The sequence below is a fragment of the Jeongeupia chitinilytica genome, assembly GCF_014652315.1.
In the GTDB taxonomy this organism is placed as follows: domain Bacteria; phylum Pseudomonadota; class Gammaproteobacteria; order Burkholderiales; family Chitinibacteraceae; genus Jeongeupia; species Jeongeupia chitinilytica.
This window is the reverse complement of record NZ_BMYO01000004.1, coordinates 319,258-337,478: the sequence shown is the minus strand read 5'-3', so window position 1 is coordinate 337,478 and position 18,221 is coordinate 319,258. Positions and strand designations below refer to the sequence as shown.

At 67.8% G+C, this 18,221-nt stretch carries 19 protein-coding genes; 7 read left to right on the top strand and 12 right to left on the bottom strand.

The genetic code is table 11. The annotated features are described in order from the left end of the window. Nucleotides 1–3: 3 nt before the first annotated feature. Together IE097_RS09480 and IE097_RS09475 are read right to left on the bottom strand one after the other, a co-directional pair. Nucleotides 4–1,209 carry a globin domain-containing protein gene (locus IE097_RS09480; RefSeq protein ID WP_189460103.1) on the bottom strand — a complete coding sequence of 402 codons (1,206 nt, stop codon included), beginning with the start codon at nt 1,207–1,209 and terminating at the stop codon, nt 4–6. A gap of 76 nt (nt 1,210–1,285) precedes the next feature. Beyond that, entirely contained in the window at nt 1,286–1,729 is a 444-nt protein-coding gene (locus IE097_RS09475; RefSeq protein ID WP_189460101.1) for an Rrf2 family transcriptional regulator, read from the bottom strand. A gap of 141 nt (nt 1,730–1,870) precedes the next feature. Between IE097_RS09475 and IE097_RS09470 the strand changes: the two genes are divergently transcribed. After that, complete coding sequence (locus IE097_RS09470) at nt 1,871–2,137, top strand: HPr family phosphocarrier protein (protein ID WP_189460099.1); 267 nt, start codon at nt 1,871–1,873, stop codon at nt 2,135–2,137. Here IE097_RS09470 and nudC read toward each other — a convergent pair whose 3' ends face one another. Together nudC and IE097_RS09460 are read right to left on the bottom strand one after the other, a co-directional pair. Next, on the bottom strand, nt 2,138–2,956 hold the full coding sequence (gene nudC / locus IE097_RS09465) for an NAD(+) diphosphatase (protein ID WP_229797515.1): 819 nt from the start codon (nt 2,954–2,956) through the stop codon (nt 2,138–2,140). A 77-nt stretch (nt 2,957–3,033) separates the two neighbouring features. After that, nucleotides 3,034–4,419, bottom strand: a complete 1,386-nt coding sequence (locus IE097_RS09460; protein WP_229797514.1) for a nicotinate phosphoribosyltransferase — start codon at nt 4,417–4,419, stop codon at nt 3,034–3,036. Nucleotides 4,420–4,493: 74 nt separating this feature from the next. On the opposite strand from IE097_RS09460, the gene IE097_RS09455 reads away from it, so the two are divergent. Then, nucleotides 4,494–4,856, top strand: coding sequence for a hypothetical protein (locus IE097_RS09455; protein ID WP_189460096.1), 363 nt, complete (start codon nt 4,494–4,496; stop codon nt 4,854–4,856). Here the strand turns inward: IE097_RS09455 and IE097_RS09450 are convergent. The 6 genes from IE097_RS09450 to IE097_RS09425 all read right to left on the bottom strand — a co-directional run bounded on the left by IE097_RS09450 (nt 4,845) and on the right by IE097_RS09425 (nt 11,228). Continuing rightward, entirely contained in the window at nt 4,845–5,525 is a 681-nt protein-coding gene (locus IE097_RS09450) for a Dph6-related ATP pyrophosphatase (protein WP_189460094.1), read from the bottom strand. The two genes, IE097_RS09455 and IE097_RS09450, sit on opposite strands and share 12 nt — an antisense overlap. A 51-nt stretch (nt 5,526–5,576) precedes the next feature. After that, a complete protein-coding gene (locus IE097_RS09445; protein WP_189460093.1) occupies nt 5,577–6,302 on the bottom strand; it encodes a hypothetical protein in 726 nt (241 codons plus the stop codon). Nucleotides 6,303–6,451: 149 nt separating this feature from the next. Next, entirely contained in the window at nt 6,452–8,002 is a 1,551-nt protein-coding gene (locus tag IE097_RS09440; protein ID WP_189460091.1) for a DHA2 family efflux MFS transporter permease subunit, read from the bottom strand. Nucleotides 8,003–8,014: 12 nt separating this feature from the next. Next, nucleotides 8,015–9,175, bottom strand: a complete 1,161-nt coding sequence (locus IE097_RS09435) for an HlyD family secretion protein (RefSeq protein ID WP_189460090.1) — start codon at nt 9,173–9,175, stop codon at nt 8,015–8,017. A gap of 13 nt (nt 9,176–9,188) precedes the next feature. Then, on the bottom strand, nt 9,189–10,643 hold the full coding sequence (locus IE097_RS09430; protein WP_189460088.1) for an efflux transporter outer membrane subunit: 1,455 nt from the start codon (nt 10,641–10,643) through the stop codon (nt 9,189–9,191). A 63-nt stretch (nt 10,644–10,706) separates the two neighbouring features. Next, on the bottom strand, nt 10,707–11,228 hold the full coding sequence (locus IE097_RS09425) for a MarR family winged helix-turn-helix transcriptional regulator (RefSeq protein ID WP_189460086.1): 522 nt from the start codon (nt 11,226–11,228) through the stop codon (nt 10,707–10,709). Nucleotides 11,229–11,689: 461 nt separating this feature from the next. Between IE097_RS09425 and IE097_RS09420 the strand changes: the two genes are divergently transcribed. Together IE097_RS09420 and IE097_RS09415 are read left to right on the top strand one after the other, a co-directional pair. Then, nucleotides 11,690–12,415, top strand: coding sequence for a pseudouridine synthase (locus tag IE097_RS09420; RefSeq protein ID WP_189460083.1), 726 nt, complete (start codon nt 11,690–11,692; stop codon nt 12,413–12,415). Next, entirely contained in the window at nt 12,412–13,473 is a 1,062-nt protein-coding gene (locus tag IE097_RS09415) for a patatin-like phospholipase family protein (protein ID WP_189460082.1), read from the top strand. Before IE097_RS09420 ends, IE097_RS09415 begins: the two co-directional genes overlap by 4 nt. Nucleotides 13,474–13,564: 91 nt before the next feature. Here the strand turns inward: IE097_RS09415 and IE097_RS09410 are convergent, their stop codons facing one another. Continuing rightward, a complete protein-coding gene (locus IE097_RS09410) occupies nt 13,565–14,473 on the bottom strand; it encodes a Rossmann-like and DUF2520 domain-containing protein (RefSeq protein WP_229797513.1) in 909 nt (302 codons plus the stop codon). An 84-nt stretch (nt 14,474–14,557) separates the two neighbouring features. On the opposite strand from IE097_RS09410, the gene IE097_RS09405 reads away from it, so the two are divergent. Beyond that, nucleotides 14,558–14,986 carry a tetratricopeptide repeat protein gene (locus IE097_RS09405; protein ID WP_189460195.1) on the top strand — a complete coding sequence of 143 codons (429 nt, stop codon included), beginning with the start codon at nt 14,558–14,560 and terminating at the stop codon, nt 14,984–14,986. Between the two features lie 137 nt (nt 14,987–15,123). On the opposite strand, the gene gnd is transcribed toward IE097_RS09405, so the two are convergent. After that, nucleotides 15,124–16,035 (bottom strand): phosphogluconate dehydrogenase (NAD(+)-dependent, decarboxylating), encoded by a 912-nt coding sequence (gene gnd / locus IE097_RS09400; RefSeq protein WP_189460078.1) that lies wholly within the window; start codon nt 16,033–16,035, stop codon nt 15,124–15,126. A gap of 294 nt (nt 16,036–16,329) precedes the next feature. Between gnd and ubiU the strand changes: the two genes are divergently transcribed. Together ubiU and IE097_RS09390 are read left to right on the top strand one after the other, a co-directional pair. After that, a complete protein-coding gene (ubiU, locus tag IE097_RS09395; protein ID WP_189460076.1) occupies nt 16,330–17,331 on the top strand; it encodes a ubiquinone anaerobic biosynthesis protein UbiU in 1,002 nt (333 codons plus the stop codon). A gap of 14 nt (nt 17,332–17,345) precedes the next feature. Beyond that, on the top strand, nt 17,346–18,221 hold the full coding sequence (locus tag IE097_RS09390; RefSeq protein ID WP_189460075.1) for a U32 family peptidase: 876 nt from the start codon (nt 17,346–17,348) through the stop codon (nt 18,219–18,221).

The window sequence follows — 18,221 nt, the reverse complement described above, 5'->3', positions numbered from 1 at the left end:
GCCTTACAGCGTCGCCGTCAGCAGGTCGGGGCCGAACACCTCGAAATGCACCCGTTTCGCCGGCACGCCCTGTCCGAGCAGCGCGTCGCGCTGGGCGATCATGAACGGCAGCGGTCCGCACAGGTAGTAGTCGGCGTCGGGCCGGACGATGGTGGCCGCGTGCTCGGCCAGCGCGAAGCGGCCGGCGTGGTGGTGGTCGCTGCCGAGCCGGTCTTCGCCGCGTGCTGCGTCGTAGACGATCAGGTCGTCGATGTGCGGTACGGCTGCCTGTTCGCGCTTGAGGATGTGCCGGCCGCCGTGTGCGGCAACGTGGACGAAGACGCCGCGCCGTTGCGGCTGGTGACGCGCCAGATGGCGGCGCATCGCGTGCAGCGGCGTGACGCCGACGCCGGCCGAGACCATGACCACCGGCGTGCTCGCGCCGGTATCGAGCGCCAGATCACCGAACGGGTTGCTGACCAGCCAGCGACTGCCGACGTCGGCGTGGCGCGCCAGATTTGTCGACACCAGCCCGTCCGGGCGCGCATCGTCGCCGGCCTCCCGTTTCACCGTGATCCGCAGCGTCCGGCCGTCGGCAGCGTCGGACAGGCTGTACTGGCGCAGCTGCCGCAGACCGATCTCCGGCAGTTCGACCTGCACGCTGACGTACTGGCCCGGCTTGAAGGCCGGTGGCGGCGCATCGTCGGTCGGGCGCAAACGCAGTGAAACGGCGACGTCGCCTTCGGCCACGCGCTCGACGACTTCGTATTCGCGCAGGAAGCTGGCCGGGGTGATGCCGGCGTCCCGATACAGCACCGCCTCACGTGCGATCAGTTCGCCGGCGAAGCGCCAGTACACGGTGTCCCACGCTTCGGCGATCTCGGCGGTGACCGCGTCGCCGAGGATTTCGCCGATCGCCGCCATCAGGTGCCGGCCGACGATGGTGTACATGTCCGCCGAAATCCCGAGGCTGGCGTGCTTGTGGGCAATGCGGTTCAGCAGCGGTTCGATCGCGTCCGGCGTGTCGCAGTGCTGCGCATAGGCGTAGACCGCCCCGGCGAGCGCCTGCTTCTGTTCGCCCGACGCCTGGTTGCCCTGGTTGAACAGGTTGCGCAGCTCGGGGTGGGCACCGAGCATCCGTTCGTAAAAGCGGCCGGTGATCGCGGTTGCGTGGGCGGCGACGACCGGCAGGGTGGCATCGATGGTGGCGCGGTGGTTCGGGGCAAGCATGGTGACTCCTTTTAAGTAATATTTGAAATGCAACAAATGGATCGAAAACAGGCCGGAACGCGTCCAGCCTCGGGGCTCAGTGCGCCGGCACCAGCCTGTGCATCTGCGCGATCAGTCCGGCGGTCGGGGTCGCGCAGATTTCGGCCAGCGTGTAGCTGTCGAGTGTTTTGTAGAAGTTGTTCAGGGCGTCGGCAAGCGCACCGCGCAGCCGGCAACCGTTGCGCAGCACGCAGACTTCGCCGTCGCAGTCGATCAGCGCCGTCGTGCCTTCCATTTCGCGGACGATCCGGCCGATGGTCAGCGTTTCGGCCGGCACGCCGAGGCGGATGCCGCCGCTGCGGCCGCGTGTCGCCGCGACCCAGCCGAGATGGACCAGCCGGTTGACGACCTTGACGAGGTGGTTGCGCGGCACGTCGAACTGCGTGGCGATTTCGGCGATGGTGACGAGGTTGCTGCGGTCGGGATAGCTCAGATACATCAGCACCCGAAGGCTGAGATCGGTGTAGCGGGTCAGTTGCATGGCAGACAATCTATAAGTTGCAAATACTATGCAACTTATGTTGATCCAGCGCAAGCCGAGGTCACGCGAACGTGCATGTTCACTCGACCCGCCAGCGGCGCCGGCGCATGCTCGAAGCCATGATTGCGTTGGGGGAGGCCGATGTACCGCTTCGAGGTCGTCTGTCGTGACGCGGCCGGCCTGCATACGCGCCCGGCGGCGCGGCTGGTGCTGCTGGCCAGACAGTATGCGGCGTCGATTCGCGTCCGCGCCGGCGAGCGCTCGGCCGATGCGCGGCAGCTGCTTGCGTTGATGCGGCTCGGCGTCGGCCGGGGCGATACGCTGCATATCGACGTCGACGGCCCCGACGAAACGGCGGCCGTGAGTGCGTTGCGCGCGCTGTTCGACGAACTGGACGCGTTGGGGTGATCAGCCGCGCAGCTCGGTGATCGCGTCGTCGATCAGCCGTCGGGCGATGCTCGATCGTGCCGGCAGCTCTGGCAGCGCATCGATGTCGAACCAGCGCGCATCCTCGATCTCGCCTTCCTGCGGCACGATGCCGCCGTCGACATAGTCGGCGTGGAAGGCCAGCATCAGCGAGTGCGGAAACGGCCAGCTCTGGCTGGCGAACCAGCGCAGATCGGTGATGGTGACGCCGACTTCTTCCATCGTTTCGCGGTGCACGCAGGCTTCCAGCGTTTCGCCCGGTTCGACGAAGCCGGCCAGTGCGCTGTAGACGCCGGGCTTGAAGTGCGGCGAGCGCGCCAGCAGCAGTTCGCGGCCGCGGCGGATCAGCACCATCATCGCCGGCGACACGCGCGGATACATCCGGTGCGCGCAGGTCGGGCAGATCGCCGCGGCCTCGTGTTCGGCCACGGCCGTCGCCGTGCCGCAGCGGCCGCAATGGCGATGGTCGCGCAGCCAGGCGAGCAGCTGGCGGGCACGCGCCGAAATCCAGAACGCATCGTCGCCGAGCCGGCCGTACAGCGCCCGCAATCCTTCAATGACCAGTCCGTCCGGCGCGGCCGTACCTTCGGGCCAGGCGATCAGCCGGCATGGCGTGGCGCCGAGATGGCCGATCAGCACGTCGACTTCGGGTGTACCCAGTGCCGCCAGTGCGGCGAGGTCCGGCAGGGTCGCGTCCGGCGTCACCAGATGCTGGTCGCCGATGATGGCGAGGCACAACGGCGTCGCGTCCGGCAGCACGGTCGAAAAGCACGGGGTGAACTCGGGCGGCAGCATGTTCATGGTGACGTCGGGACTGGGGCAAAGAAGGGAATGATACGCCCGCCACCGGCCGGCTGCTGCCGGGGCGGGGGCGGGACTCAGAGTGCGGCGCGTTCGCGGACCGCGGCGAAGCGGTCGTTCGCCAGCAGCTCGCCGTTGCGGTAGACGGTGCGCAGCAGCGGTTCGCCCAGCGCGGCATCGACCCCGCCGGTGACGTAATGGCCGTGGGCATCGCGGAACAGCATCAGCCGGCCGGGTTTGGAGGTCTTGCCCGGGTCGGTGACCGGCGCCTTGTAGACATCGCGCCATTCGCCGTCGACGCGGATCGCCGAGGTTTTCAGCGCCCAGCGCAGCGTGTCGCGGTTCATGTCCTGCAGGAGCGCTCCGCCCATGCCGAAGGCCAGATTGTCGGCCGAGTAGCCGGCGGTCAGCAGCGTGTCGAGCACGTGGCGGATCGACGCTTCGTTGACGCCGTCGCCCTGGATCAGCCGCACGTGGTTGAGCACCTTGTAGCCCTTGCGGTTGGTCGTCGTGCCGAAGCGCGCGGCCAGCAGCTCGGCGCACCGGAGCACCACGGTCGCCGGGTCACCGGAGTCGGGGCGGATCACCAGGGTCGCGCCGCTCTGGATCACCGCGTCGCGCAGCGCTTCGCCCCACATGGCGTCGACCGCGTGGTAGATGTCGTAGCTGTCCGAGACGCAGGCGAAGATTGCGCCGGGGTTGCCGAAACGCGCCAGCATGTTGCGGTAGGCGGCCAGCTCGCTGTCGCGGCCCCAGGCGGTGATGGTGCTGTGCTCGGCCGCCGGAATCGAGAAGCCGGCCATCGGCTCGTCGTAGTAGCGCCGTGCCGCGACCAGCGCCAGCACGGTGTCGGTGCCCCGGAAGTTGACCAGATGCGCCATGCCGCCCAGTGCGGCGGTCTCGCTGCTCGACGCGCCGCGCGCGCCGAAGTCGTGCAGCTTGAACGGCAACTGGCCGTCGACGTCGTCGGCGCTGCGGATCAGTGCCGCGCGGATCGTCGCCTTGATCGCCCGGCTGCGTGTCGCCACCGTTGCCGGATACCAGACGCGCAGCCACAGCGACTCGAGGTAGGAGCCGAGCCAGAACAGCTCGGGATCGGTCGATTCGATCGTTGCCAGTACATTGTGCGTCGGGATCACCAGTCCTTCGGGCGCCGCCCTGATTTCCAGCGGCAGCCAGCCGCCGTGGACGTCGACGATGCGCCGGAATGCCCGCTCGGCAAACGGTTCGCCGTGGGCGGCAAACAGCGCGGCGGCTTCGTCGATCATCGCGTGCGTCACCGGCGTCGCGAGGTATTCGTGCAGGATGGCCTGCAACCCGAACCACACCGTCTCGGCGTAGGCGCCGCCGCGCGATTCGATATAGCCGAACATCCCGTCGGCGCCGGGCGGGTACTGCAGGTAGTGGCTGGCCTTGTACGAGTCGGTGTTCAGCAGCAGGTTGGCAGTCAGACGGTCGGGCATGGCGGCTCCGCGGTTCATGTTGTTGGCATGGGGCGACGTATAATCCGTCGCGTTTCAAATCATCGTTTCAAACCATGACTTTCGATCCGACGCTGGCCTTCGGTCTGGCCGCCGGCTTTGCCTTCGCGGCGGGCTGGCTCGAATGGTCCGGCTGGCGCCGGCGCCGGCATGCGGTGCGCCAGCATCACCGGCTGGAGCGCCTGGCCGAACAGAGTCACAGCCGTTTTCTTGCCACGCTGATCCCCGAACCGGCCGCCGCACCCGGTTTCCGGCTCTGGGTCGACGACCGCAGTACCGATTGCGATGATGCGCAGCTGACGCTGCTGCTGTTCGTGCTCGGCGCCGACGAACAGCTGGCGGTCCGGCAGCGCCTGATGAACGGCACGCCGTTCCGGGTCGCCGGACGCACGGTGAAGATCGAGGCGCTACCGGGCTGAATCGTCCGAGGCGGGTTCGAGTTCGATGAACCAGTAGTGGCCGTGCAGCTGCTTTTCGCCGGTCGTCACGCGCAATGGCGCGGCAAAGCGCGGTGCATCGAGCACCAGTGTGTGGTACTCGCCGTTCTCGCCGCAAACGTCGACGCCGGCCGCGTCGAGATCGGCGACCGTCTGCGCATCGATGATCCGGCCGAGGAAGTCCGGCCCCAGCGTTTCGTTGCACGACACGATCATCGTGCGGATGCCGGTGGCTATCATTTCTTCGACCAGCGCCCGGCGGTCCTGTTGCCACAGCGGCAGATGGGCGGTGAGCCCGGTACGCTTGCAGACCATTTCTTCCCAGTCGCGGTGTGCCTGCAGGTCGATGTCGCCGAACACGGCGGCCTGCGCGCCGAATTCGTCGCGCGCCCTGGCCAGGCGCAGGATGAATTCGGCTTCGTAGTCGGACCAGCTGGCGTCGCCGGTGATCAGCGGTACGCCGAGCGCGGCGGCCTGCTGCCGCAACAGGATCGGCGGGATGCCGTGCGAGCGCGAACGCGAGCCGGTTTCGTCGAGCATGGTGATCAGCGCCACCGGTTCGTGGCCGGCGGCAACGGCACGGTGGAAGGCCAGGCAGCTGTCCTTGCCGCCACTCCACGAGCCGACAATGGGAGGGAGAGTCGTCGTCATCGGGCGATGATACGCCGGGACCGACGCGGGCTCACCCTGTTCCGTACCGGCCTAGCGGGGGGGCAGTCCGCAGACCTGACGGTGGAATTCGCTCAGCGACGGCCATTCGCCGCTGGTGCAGCGGCTGACGCAGCGGGCATCGAGCGCGCGGCGGTCGAAGCCCGGGTAGTTGCTCATCCGGTTCAGCGCCCGTTCGACATACATCGGCCGTTCGCCGACGACCTTGCTGCAGTCGCGGCCATCCTGCGGTGCGCAGACATTGCCGGCTTCCTGGTGCAGCCAGTCGCAGTCGGCGATGTCGACGCGCGCCTGCGTGGCCGAGGCATAGTCGAACGACAGCGTATCGCCCTTGAGCGTGGCGGTGCGCTGCAGCCCGTCGCTCAGGCCGAGGTCGATGCGCAGCGTGCTGCCGTCGACCGACAGGCGCGGCGGCGCCGTCTGGCTGACAAGGCGCGGATCCTGCAGGACGCGGGCCTTCTTGCGATCGAGCACGACGAGGATGTAGCGGCCGCCACCGCCCGAGCCGCCGTCACTGACGAAAACCAGCGCGACGTCGCGGCCGGGCAGCTCGGCGATGCTGTCGAAGCTCAGATACTGGTCGGGGGCCTTGAACAGGGTCTTCCCCTGATGGCGCAGCGTGCCGAAGGGGCGGGCCGGCACGTCGCGGACGATGCGCAGCGGGCCGAAGCGCGTGCTCTCCCAGGCGATCTGTTCGGCGGCGGCATGCGCACCGGCAGCGGTCAGCATCAGCAGCAGCGCGGTGAGCCAGCGTCGCATCGTCGAGACTCCTGAAAGCGGGGGGCGGATTTCTTACATTCTAGCGAGTCGTTGCGATTGTGCTGGCGGAACGATTCACGCGCCCGATGTGGGCCGGCTCATTGCGGCGGACGCAAAAAAAGCCGGTGCAGGCACCGGCTCCGTCCGCGTCAGTGGCCTCCGCCGGCCCCGGCGGCGCCGAACGGCGGCCGGGTCAGCCAGACCACGGCGATCATGGCGAGGAAGATCACGCCCATCATCCAGAACACCTCGCTGGTCGCGATCTGGAACGCCTGCTGGGTGATGGTCTGGTCGATCTGCGCGTAGGCGGCGGTGCCCCGGATGCCGAGCTGGTCGAGCTGGCCGAGATAGCTGCTCGTTGCCGGGCTGGCACTGGTGACGTGCTCGGTCAGCCGCGCGTGATGGAAGATCTCCCGCTTCGTCCAGATGTAGGTGACGATGGCCGTGGCGAAGCTGCCCGACAAGGTGCGGAAGAAGTTCGACAGCCCCGACGCCGCCGCCATCCGCTCCGGACCGATGCCCGAGAGGATGATCTGGTTCAGCGGAATGAAGAAGCAGGCGATGCCGATGCCCTGGAACAGCCGCGCCACGACCAGCTGGTTCAGTGCGGTTTCCAGCGTGAAGCTGGCAAACCAGAACATCGTGATGCCGAACACCATGAAGGCGAACGACGTCAGCATGCGCAGATTGATCCTGTGGATGTTCTTGCCGATCAGCGGCGAAAGGAAGAACGCCAGAATGCCGACCGGTGCGGTTGCGACGCCGGCCCAGGTCGCCGTGTAACCCTTCACCGTCTGCAGCCACAGCGGGAAGATCACGGTGCTGCCGAAGAAGCAGAACATCCCCAGCGACAGCGACACCACGCCCCAGAGGAAATTGCGGCTCTTGAACAGCGACAGGTCGACGATCGGATGGTCGTCGGTCAGCTCCCAGGCGACGAGGAAGCTCAGCGCGACGGCGGCCAGCATGCCCATCGTGACGATGAAGCCCGAGTTGAACCAGTCGAGGTCGTTGCCGTTGTCGAGCATGATCTGCAGCGCGCCGACGCCGACGATCAGCAGGACCATGCCGACGACGTCGATCGGCTGTTTCACCGTCTCGGTTTCGCGATCCCGGAGCAGCCGCCACGATACCGCGGCGGCGAACAGCCCGACCGGCACGTTGATGTAGAAGATCCACGGCCAGCTGTAGTTGTCGGTGATCCAGCCGCCGAGCAGCGGGCCGCAGATCGGCGCGACGACGACGGTCATCGACCACAGCGCCAGCGCCAGCCCTTTCTTGGCGGCCGGATAGTTGGCCAGCAGCAGCGTCTGCGACAGCGGCACCATCGGCCCGGACACCAGCCCCTGCATGAAGCGGAACGCGACCAGCTCGGGCAGGCTGTGGGCAAAGCCGCACAGCACCGAGGCGAGCGTGAACAGCAGGACCGAAATCACGAACAGCCTGACCTGGCCGACGCGCTTGGCGGCCCAGCCCGTCAGCGGCACGGCGATCGCCGCGGCCAGGCCGTAGGAGCTGATCGTCCACGTGCCCTGGGTGGTGCTGGCGGCCAGGTCGCCGGCAATGTGCGGCACCGAGACGTTGACGATGGTCGTGTCGAGCACCTCCATGAAGGTGCCGAGCGCGACCGCCGCGGTCATCAGTGCCAGCGCACCGCCGTGCAGTGGCGGCGGCGGCGCGGCCTGTTGCGGTTCAGACATGGATGACTCCGCTCAGCGTGCGCCGGCCAGGTTCTTGGCGATGATGGCGTCGGCCAGCTTCTCGGCGTTCAGCAGTGGCTCCTCGAAGGCCTTGGTCGTGTAGACCGGCTGCTGGGCCGGTTGCGTGGCCAGTACCGGACCGTTGCGGTCCTTGGTGTCGACCTCGACCGTGGTCGACAGGCCGACGCGCAGCGGGTTCGCCGCCAGTTCCTTTGGGTCGAGCGCGATCCGCACCGGCACGCGCTGCACCACCTTGATCCAGTTGCCGGTGGCGTTCTGGGCCGGCAGCAGCGAGAACGCACTGCCGGTACCGGCCGCGAGACCGATCACCTTGCCGTGGTACTCGACCGAATTGCCGTAGATGTCGGCGCGCACCTTGGCGGCTTGGCCGATGCGGATGTTCTTCAGCTCGGATTCCTTGAAGTTGGCGTCGACCCACAGCTGGTCCAGCGGCACGATCGACAGCAGCGAGGCGCCCGGTGCGACGCGCGAGCCGACCTGCACGCTGCGCTTGGCCACATAGCCCGAGACCGGCGCGACCAGCGCATTGCGCTGCGACACCAGCCAGGCCTGCGTGTAGTTGGCGCGGGCGGCGAGCACGCTCGGGTTGTCGGTGATCTTCACCCCGTCGATGCCGGCATGCGCGGCTTCGGACTGCTTCTGCGCGACATTGAGTGCGGCGCGGGCATTCTCGACCGCGTCCTTGGCATGGGCGATTTCTTCGGCCGACACGGTGGCGTCGCCGGCGAGCGGCGCGCGGCGGGCGAGGTCGGCTTCGGCCTTCTGCAGGTCGATCTTGCGCTGGGCCAGCGTCGAGTCGACCTGATCGGCATTCGCGTACTGCTGGCGCAGCTGGCGCACGGTTTCGCCGAGTTTGGCCTCCATCTGGCGCAGCGACACGGCGGCGTCGGCCGGGTCGAGTTTGACCACTTCACGGCCGGCTTCGACCAGCTGGGTTTCGTCGGCATTGATGCCGATCACGGTGCCGGTGACCTGGCTGGTCAGCGTGACGAGGTTGCCGCCGACGTAGGCGTTGTCGGTTTCTTCGCGCTGGCTCAGCACCAGGCTGTAGTAGACGGCGTAGCCGATGCCGGCCACGACGAAGGCGCCGGCAATCGCCAGCATCAGGCCGCGTCGCTTGCCGCCGTTCGGATTCTTCTGTTCGGTGCTCATGGGTATCTCCGGATCAGTTCTTGTGTTGTTCGACGTGGGCCTGTTCGGTGCTGCTGCCCGGATCGGCGCGGTAACCGCCACCCAGTGCCTTGATCAGCGCGACGTCGGCGGTCAGCCGCTGGCTCTGCAGCTGCAGCGACTGGTCGTCGAGCCCGCGCAGCGGCAGCTCGGCGGCGAGCAGGCTGCCGCGGTCGGTCAGGCCCTGCCGGAAACGCTTCTGCGTGCTGGCATACACCGCGTCGGTCGCGGCCCGGTTGCGCTTGAGCGCGTCGCCTTCGCGCTCGATCCCCTGCACCGTGGCCGCGCCCTGGGCGACGTCGCGTACCGCGTTCAGCACGTTCTGGTTGTAATCGGCGACGGCGGCGCTGCGCTGGGCGTTGGCGCCGTGCAGCTGCGCGTCGAGCCGGCCGTTTTCGAAGATCGGCAGGGTGAAGTTCGGGATCAGGTTGATCTGCCGGCTGCCGCGGTCGAACAGGTCGGCCATCGAGATCGTGTCGAAACCGGCAAACAGGTTCAGGTTGACGGTCGGGTAGTACGCGGCCTTGGCGGCGTCGATCTGGTTCATCGACGCTTCGACGCGCCAGCGCGCGGCCTGCAGGTCCGGACGGCGGGCGAGCAGCTCGATGCCCAGCGTCTTCGGCAGGCCGCCGACGCCCTGCGGCAGGGCTTTCGGCGTCAGCCGGTCGACCACGGCATCGCCGCCGACCAGTGCGCGCAGCGCCTCGCGTTCACGCACGGCGGCGCTGTCGAGTGCGGCGATCTTCTGCTCTGTGGCGGCAACGTCGGCTTCGACCCGCTTCTGCGTATCGATGGCGGCCAGCCCCTGCGCGACCAGTTTCTTGCGCGTGGCGGCCAGTTCGGCCTGCGCCTGGCGTTCGCGGACGAAGTTGGCCTGGCGTGCCCAGTCGGCCAGCAGCGTAAAGTAGCTCTGCGTCACCGCGGCAGCGAGTGCCTGTTCGGCGCTGGCGCTTTCGGCCAGTCGCGCGTTGGCTTCACCGAGCGAGGCGGCGACACGGGCGCGGTTCTTGCCCCAGAAGTCGAAGTCCCAGTTGCCGTTGAAGCCGACCTTGCCTTCGGTGTACCACTCGCCGCCGATCGGTGGCGGGAACAGGCCGGTGGCCGAGATGTACTGCCGGTCGACCTGGGCGCTGAAGTCGACGGTGATGCCGTCGGCGGCGCGCTGTTGCAGCAGCGCGGCACGCGCGGTGCGCAGCCGGGCTTCGGCAGTGGCCAGGCTCGGCGCGTCCTTGATCGCGGCGTCCATCAGCGCATCGAGCTGCGGATCGCCGTAGGCGGTCCACCAGCGCGCTTCGGGCCAGCCTTCGCGGGCCAGCTTGATGTGCTTGGGCAGCTCGGCACTGGCGATGTCGCGTTGCGGCAGCGGCGCCTCGTCCTTGGGCATGAAGGCGCAGCCAACCAGCAGCACCAACGCCAGCGGCGCCATCCTTTTCAGTGGTAGATATTTCATTTTTTGATTATCCGGGTAAAAAAACGCGCACCGTGCGGGTGCGTGCCGGCCTTGCGGCCGGGTTCATCCCAACTCGGTCAGAACGCGCTTGAGCAGGTTCTCGAGCGTGTTGCGCTCATCCTGGCTCAGGACGTTGAACACGTTATGAACCCGATCACGCATTTGCGGCAAGAAACGCTGGACCAGTTCTTCCCCTTCCGGTGCCAGCCGCAGGTCGACGCGGCGGCGGTCTTCGCTGTTCGGCGAGCGCGTCAGCAACTTTTTGGCGACCAGCTCGTCACAAATCCGCGTGACGTTGGCGCGCGATTCGCCGGTAGCGTCGGCCAGCTCGGACGGGTTCAGTGCACATTCCGGCGAGCTGAACAGCATCATCAGTGCGGTGAAGCTCACCGCGTTCAGTTCGTACTCGCGCAGGAAGGCGTTCGACTGGGTCGCCTGGGCCATCTGGATGTGGCGGATCAGGTGGCTCAGGATCACGTTCTGCCGTGTCTGTTGCGCGTCGGGTGCCGTGGCGCGGACGCACACCCGGTCGATCTTCTGTTCGACCGGGACGAAACTGAGGGGCGTGCTGATTTTAGCGTTCATATTTTGATAATATCATTTCGAACTAAATCGCGGCAAGTGCTTCGACCGCGTCTGTTGGAAAAGCGCCGCAACGGACTGAGCCGGCGCGAGGCAACAACGCAAAACCAGACGGAGAAAGCAGGGCGTCAGTCTGTGGGCAAGACCCCGGCAGCCCAGGCCCGCCGGTCCGGTTGCGACGTACCAGCTTATGAAAAGCCGGTCCGGCAAGGCTTTGACCTGTGGCAAGCCGGGGGTCATGCCGGTGCTCCGGCCATGGCTCCGGTGGCAACCGAACGTAAGCGGAATGCCCGGTTGCGGCCGATCGGCAGAATGCCGCCTGCGTTGTATGCAAAGCCAGCAAAACCGCGAATTGTGACCATTTCCGCAACAACGTCGGCCAAACCGCACCATCCCGCCACGCGGACGGACGTGCACGCGCCAAGGCTGTACGCGCTGGCGCGCATGCGCTAGCCTCTGGCCGCATGAAGAAACAGACACTCGACCGCATCCTGCAAAGCCAGGGATTCGGCACCCGCAAGGGCTGCCAGCAACTGATCAGCGACGGCGACGTGCTCGTCAACGGCGAGCCCGCCAGCGGCTACAAGCTGCCGCTGGACCCGACCGGCATGGTGCTGACCGTGTTCGACGAGGAATGGCCGGTGCGCGAGCACGTCTACCTCGTGCTGAACAAGCCGGCGAACATCGAATGCTCGCGCAAGCCCAGCCATCACCCCGGCGTGCACACGCTGCTGCCCGAGCAGTTCCTCTGGCGCGACGTGCAACCGGTCGGCCGCCTTGACCACGACACCACCGGCATGCTGCTGCTGTCCGACGACGGTGCGTTCATCCATACGCAGGGTCATCCGAAGCACCACCAGAACAAGGTCTATGTGGCGACGCTCAAGCATGAAGTCGACGAATCGCTGGTGGCGCAACTGCTCGCCGGCGTCCAGCTGATCGACGAGCCGGCACCGATCGCCGCGCTGGCGGCAAGGCTGATCGACCCGCTGCACGTCGAGATGACGCTCGATCAGGGCAAGTACCATCAGGTCAAACGGATGCTCGCCGCCGCCGGCAACCGCTGCGAGGCGCTGGTGCGCTCGCAGATCGGCGGGCTGACGCTGGCATCGCTCGGTCTGGCCGAGGGCGAGTGGTGCTATCTCGACGACGCAATGCTGGCCAGGCTGAACCAGAACGACGCGGCATGAATGCGCTGACGCTGTACGCCGGTACCGAGGCACTGGCGCGGATCCGGCGTGACGGTTTCGATCCCGGGCTGTTCAGTCACGTCGGCGCCGCCGCCGGCGGGCCGAAATGGCTGGTGCTCTCGCGGCTGGACCGCGCGGTGTTCGGTGAATGGCAGGCGCAGCGGCGCACGCCGCTGATCGCCGTCGGCGCGTCGATCGGCGCGTGGCGGCTTGCCTGTCTGGCACAGCGTGACCCGCTCGCGGCGCTGGCCCGCTTCGAAACCGCCTATCTCGGCCAGCGTTACAGCGAACGGCCCGATCTTGCCGAGGTGACCGCCGAGGCGCGCCGCCTGCTCGACGTGCTGCTGGGTGACACCGGTGCCGACGAAATCGTCGCCAGCCGGCGAATGGCGCTGAATGTCATCGTCGCCCGGCGCGTCCACGGCCGCGATACCGGCTGGGGCGAAAAGGCCGCGCTGGCGCGCATGGTGTTCGCCAACGCCCGGAGCCGGCGGGCGCTCGGCGGTCACCTGCACCGGCACATCCTGCATGCCGGCGAACCGGTGCATTACCGCGACGACGGCATTCCGACCGGCCATGCGCCGCTGGCCGCAGGCAACGTCGCCGCTGCCCTGATGGCGACGGCGGCGATTCCCGGGGTGATCGCGCCGGTGCACGACCTGCCGGGGCTGCCGGCCGGGGCCTGTTACGACGGCGGGCTGATCGATTACCACATGGACCTGCCGCTGGCGGAGCCGCCGGGACTGATGCTGCTGCCGCACTTTTCCGGGCGCGTCGTCACCGGCTGGCTCGACCAGTTCCTGCCGTGGCGCAAGCCGCAGCATCTCGACCGCACGCTGCTGCTGGTGCCGTCGCAGGACTGGATCGCCCGGCTGCCGGGTGGACGGATCCCGAGCCGCACCGATTTCAAGCGCTTCCACGGCCGCGACGCCGAGCGCATCCAGACCTGGCAGACCGCGCTGTCGGCCGGCGACTGGCTGGCCGACGAGTTCCGCGGTCTGGTCGAGAGCGGCCGGATCATCGACGCGATCCAGCCGCTGCCGGGCCGGCACCGTTAACAAAACGCTGCTGGCTGCGTTGGACTCGCATGCCGTACTTGCTTGTACGTGTCGTGACCGCAGGGAATCCCCGTGGGGCGCCTCGTCCGCCTTAACCGGCAAGCAGCCCCGCCAGTGCTTGACGCTGCGCGTCGTCGAGCTTCGCCAGTGGCAGGGTCGCGCGGCCAAGCGCCCGATAGGCGTCGCGGACGGTTTCGTCGTCGAGTACCGCCAGATGCCGGGCGACGGTGTCGGTGTCGCCACGGGCAATCGGCCCGGTCAGCGCAGCGGCGGGGCCGAGTTCGAGTGCGTTGGCCAGTGTCTGCCGCATCAATGGTCCGAGTACCGTCAGCGCCGTGTCCGGCGCAATGCCGGCCTGGCCGGCCAGCTGCTGCGCCAGTGCGGTCAGCGCCACCAGATAGTTCGAACCCATGACCATGGCCGCGTGATACGCGGCCTTGCCGCCCGGTGCCAGCCTGAACGGCTTGCCGCCGAAGGCGCGCACCAGCGTGTCCAGCAGGGGCAGTGCAGCGGCGTCGCCGTCGAGCGCACAAGGTGTACCGGCCAACTGGCCGAGCGCGCGCGCCGGGTCGGCGAAGCTCAGCGCCGGATGCAGGCTGCCGGTCAGTGCGCCGATGCGGGCCAGTGGTGCCAGCACGGTGCTGTCGAGGGCGCCGCTGGCGTGAAAGACCAGATCGCCGGCGCGGATCGCGCCCTGTGCGGCGAGATCCGTGGCGACGGTGGCGATCTCGCCGTCCCCGGTGGCAAGCAGCCAGCACCTGGCCGGCGGCAGACCGGCCAGCGTGCCGTGGGCGCGGCCGCCGCCGATGAAGGCCACGGCGGCGTCGGCGGTGGCAGGCGAGCGGCAGACGACGGCACCGATGTCGACGGCGCCGGCATCGCGCCAGGCGCGGGCCAGCGTACGCCCCAGCCGGCCGCCGCCGATCAGGTTGAGCTGCGGTTTTGCGGCGGCAGGCGGCGATTCGGATACATTGCGGAGAGCTAAAGTGGAAGACGACACGGCGTGGCTAGCGGTTTCGGAATCGTCCGATAGTGCACGCCGCGTCGCGCGACGACAATGCCCGGCAACACTGGAGGCCAAGCGATGGGGGCACCCGAATCGACGACCGAGGCGTTCCGCTGTGCCTGTCTGGAATTTGCCGATCCCGCGACGCGCGATCGCGCGATCGACCGGTTCCGCGGGCTGGCGGACACCGGTCATGCCGCGGCGTGCTACAACCTGGCGGTGCTGCTGCTGGCCGGGCGCGACGTCGCACGCGACGATGCCGCCGCCGAGCACTACCTGCGCCGCGCGGCATCGCAGCGTTACCCCGGCAGTTACCGGCCGCTGGGCATGATGGCATTGCGCGGCAGGCTGACGGCTACCCGCACGGCCGGTGGCGATGTGCGCCGCTATCTGGCCGGGCAGTGGTTTGCGCGCGGCTGGCTGGCAGGCGATGCCGAAGCCCACACGCTGATGCTGCGGCACGTGCCATGCCTGTTTGCGTGCATGGTGCTGTGTCCGTGGCGCTGAGTGCGCGCGGATGGACGCAAAAAAGGCCGCAATTGCGGCCTTTTTCTCCGATCGGCTTCGCCCTGTCGGGGACGGAACCGATCGTTTGCTTTTTCGCGATCGCGTGACCGCTCACTTCTTGGCGAGGGTGTGGCCGCTCACTTCTTCGCAATGGCGTGGCCGCCAAAGGCATTGCGCATCAGCTGCAGCAGCTTCATGCCGTAATCGTCGTTGCCGCGGCTGGCGAAACGGGCGTACAGCGCGCTCGCGGTCACCGGGGTCGGCACGCCGAGTTCAACCGATTCGAGCACGGTCCAGCGGCCTTCGCCCGAGTCGGTCACGTACGGCTGCAGGCCGTCGAGCTTGCTGTCTTCCTTCAGCGCCTCGGCGGTCAGATCGAGCAGCCACGAGCGCACGACCGAGCCGTGACGCCAGGTTTCGGCGATCTCGGCAACGTCGAGACCGAAGTCCTTCTTGGCTTCGAGCAGCGCGAAGCCTTCGGCGAAGGCCTGCATCATCCCGTACTCGATGCCGTTGTGGACCATCTTGGTGAAGTGGCCGGAACCGGCCGGGCCGCAGTGGATCCAGCCCAGATCCGGGCCCGGCGCCAGCAGCTTGATGAACGGTTCGACCTGGGCCACGGCATCCTTGTCGCCGCCGAGCATGATCGTGTAGCCGTTGGCGAGGCCCCAGACACCGCCCGAAACGCCGGCGTCGACGAACTTGAAGCCCGCGGCGTTCAGTTCGGCCGCATGACGCTGGCTGTCCTTGTACATCGCGTTGGCACCGTCGACGATCAGGTCGCCCGCGGCCAGCAGGCCCTTGAGCTGCGTGAACATCGACTCGCTGATTTCACCCGACGGCAGCATCATCCAGACGACGCGCGGCGCCGGCAGTTCGGCGATCAGCGCTTCGACCGAATCGAAGGCGCGGATATTGGTGTTTTCGGCCGACAGCTGTGCGCGGGTGTCCGCGCTGACGTCGAAACCGTAGACGGTGGCGCCGCTACGGGCGAGACGACGGGCCATGTTGCCGCCCATTTTGCCGAGGCCGATGAGTCCGATGTTCATGCGAGTATCCTTTTTCTGGTGCGGAACGGGACAAGGCGGTCGCGCTTGTCGGGCCCGCAGGGGCAGGGGCACCGGTTGGGTGCCGCATCACGGTTGCGGTCGGTGGTGCCGCTCAAACGCTTAGTTTGGCACCGGTGTTGCAGTCGCTGCATCGGGAATTATCGCATCGGGGATGCCCCGTAGTGGCAAACACTTCATTACGCCGCGGCGCAACACCGCGATGAAGCTTGATCTGGATTAAGTCGTGCCGACGGATGCGGGTCTATGTTCTTGCCCCAAACGCAAGGAGCGCCCATGTCCGCCAAGCCGCAGCTCGTTTGTCCCGCCGGCAGCCTGCCGGCACTGAAGGCCGCGATCGACCACGGTGCCGATACCGTCTACCTCGGCTTCAGGAATGCCACCAATGCCCGCAACTTTGCCGGGCTGAATTTCGGCGATGCACAAATCCGCGACGGCGTTGCCTATGCCCACGCCCGTGGCCGCGAGGTGCTGGTCGCGATCAACACCTATGCCCAGGCCGGCCGCGTCGCCGACTGGCACCGCGCGATCGATCAGGCCGCCGATCTGGGTGTCGATGCCGTCATCCTCGCCGACCTCGGCCTGCTGGCGTACGCCCACCGCACCCACCCGCAACTGCGGCTGCACCTGTCGGTGCAGGGCTCGGCGACCAATGCCGACGCGATCAATCTGGCGCACGAATGTTTCGGCGTGCGCCGCGCCGTGCTGCCGCGCGTGCTGACGCTGCCGCAGGTCGAAGCGGTGATCGGCAAGACGCCGGTCGAGATCGAGGTGTTCGGTTTCGGCAGCCTGTGCGTGATGGCCGAAGGCCGCTGCATCCTCAGCAGCTACGCGACCGGTCAGTCGCCGAACACCCACGGCGTGTGCTCGCCGGCGGGGTTCGTGCGCTGGGAGCCGCAGGGCAAGGCGATGGACGCGCGGCTCGCCGGCATCCTGATCGACCGTTATGCCGAAGGCGAACCCGCCGGTTATCCGACGCTGTGCAAGGGGCGCTTCGACGTCGAGGGCGACACCTATTACGCGCTCGAGGAACCGACCAGCCTGAACACGCTGGCCGTGCTGCCCGAGCTGATCCGCATCGGCGTCGCCGCGATCAAGGTCGAAGGCCGTCAGCGCAGCCCGGCCTACGTGACCGCGGTAACCAGAACGCTGCGCGCCGCGATCGACGCCGCCGGCGATGCCCGCTACAGCGTCAGGCCGGCGTGGCTCGACACGCTCGCGCCGCTGTCCGAAGGCCACCAGCAGACGCTGGGTGCCTACAACCGGCCGTGGCGCTGATGGAGGAAGAACGCATGCAACTCACGCTTGGCCCTTTGCTGTACTACTGGCCGCGCCAGACGGTGCTCGACTTCTACGCCGAAGCCGCCGGCTGGCCGGTCGATACCGTCTACCTCGGCGAGGTCGTCTGCGCGCGCCGGCACGAACTCAAGCTCGCCGACTGGCTGGCGCTGGCTGCCGATCTGTCCGGCGCCGGCAAAGCGGTCGTGCTCAGCTCTCAGGCGCTGCTCGAATCATCGGGCGATCTGATCGGGCTGAAGAAGCTGATCGAGTCGGGGTTTGCCATCGAGGCCAACGACCTCGGTGCGGTCAAGCTTGCCCGCGACGCCGGCCGGCCCTTCGTCGCCGGCCCGCACCTGAACATCTACAACGGCCCGACGCTCGACTGGTTTGCCGAAGCCGGCGCCAGCCGCTGGCTGCCGCCGCTCGAGGCCAGCCGCGATAGCGTCGCGGCGGTGCTCGCCGAGAAGACCCGGCCGATCGCGACCGAGGTGTTCGCCCACGGCCGGTTGCCGCTGGCGTTCTCGGCGCGCTGCTTCACCGCCCGGCACTACGACCTGAACAAGGACGCCTGCGAGTTCAAGTGCATCGATCATCCGGACGGGCTGACGATGGCGACGCGCGAGGGGCAGGATTTCCTGTGCATCAACGGCATCCAGACGATGTCGGCAGCCTGCCACGCGCTGTGGCACGACCTGGGCGATCTGGCCGGCATCGATGCGTTGCGCATCAGTCCGCAGCAACACCACACCGGCGAAATCGTCGCCGCCTATGCCGCGAAGCTGGCCGGCAGGCCGGCAACCGCCGACGCTGCGTGCTGGAATCCCGAAGGCTGGGTCGACGGCTACTGGCGCGGCGAGGCCGGCATTCATCCGACACAGGAGCATTGA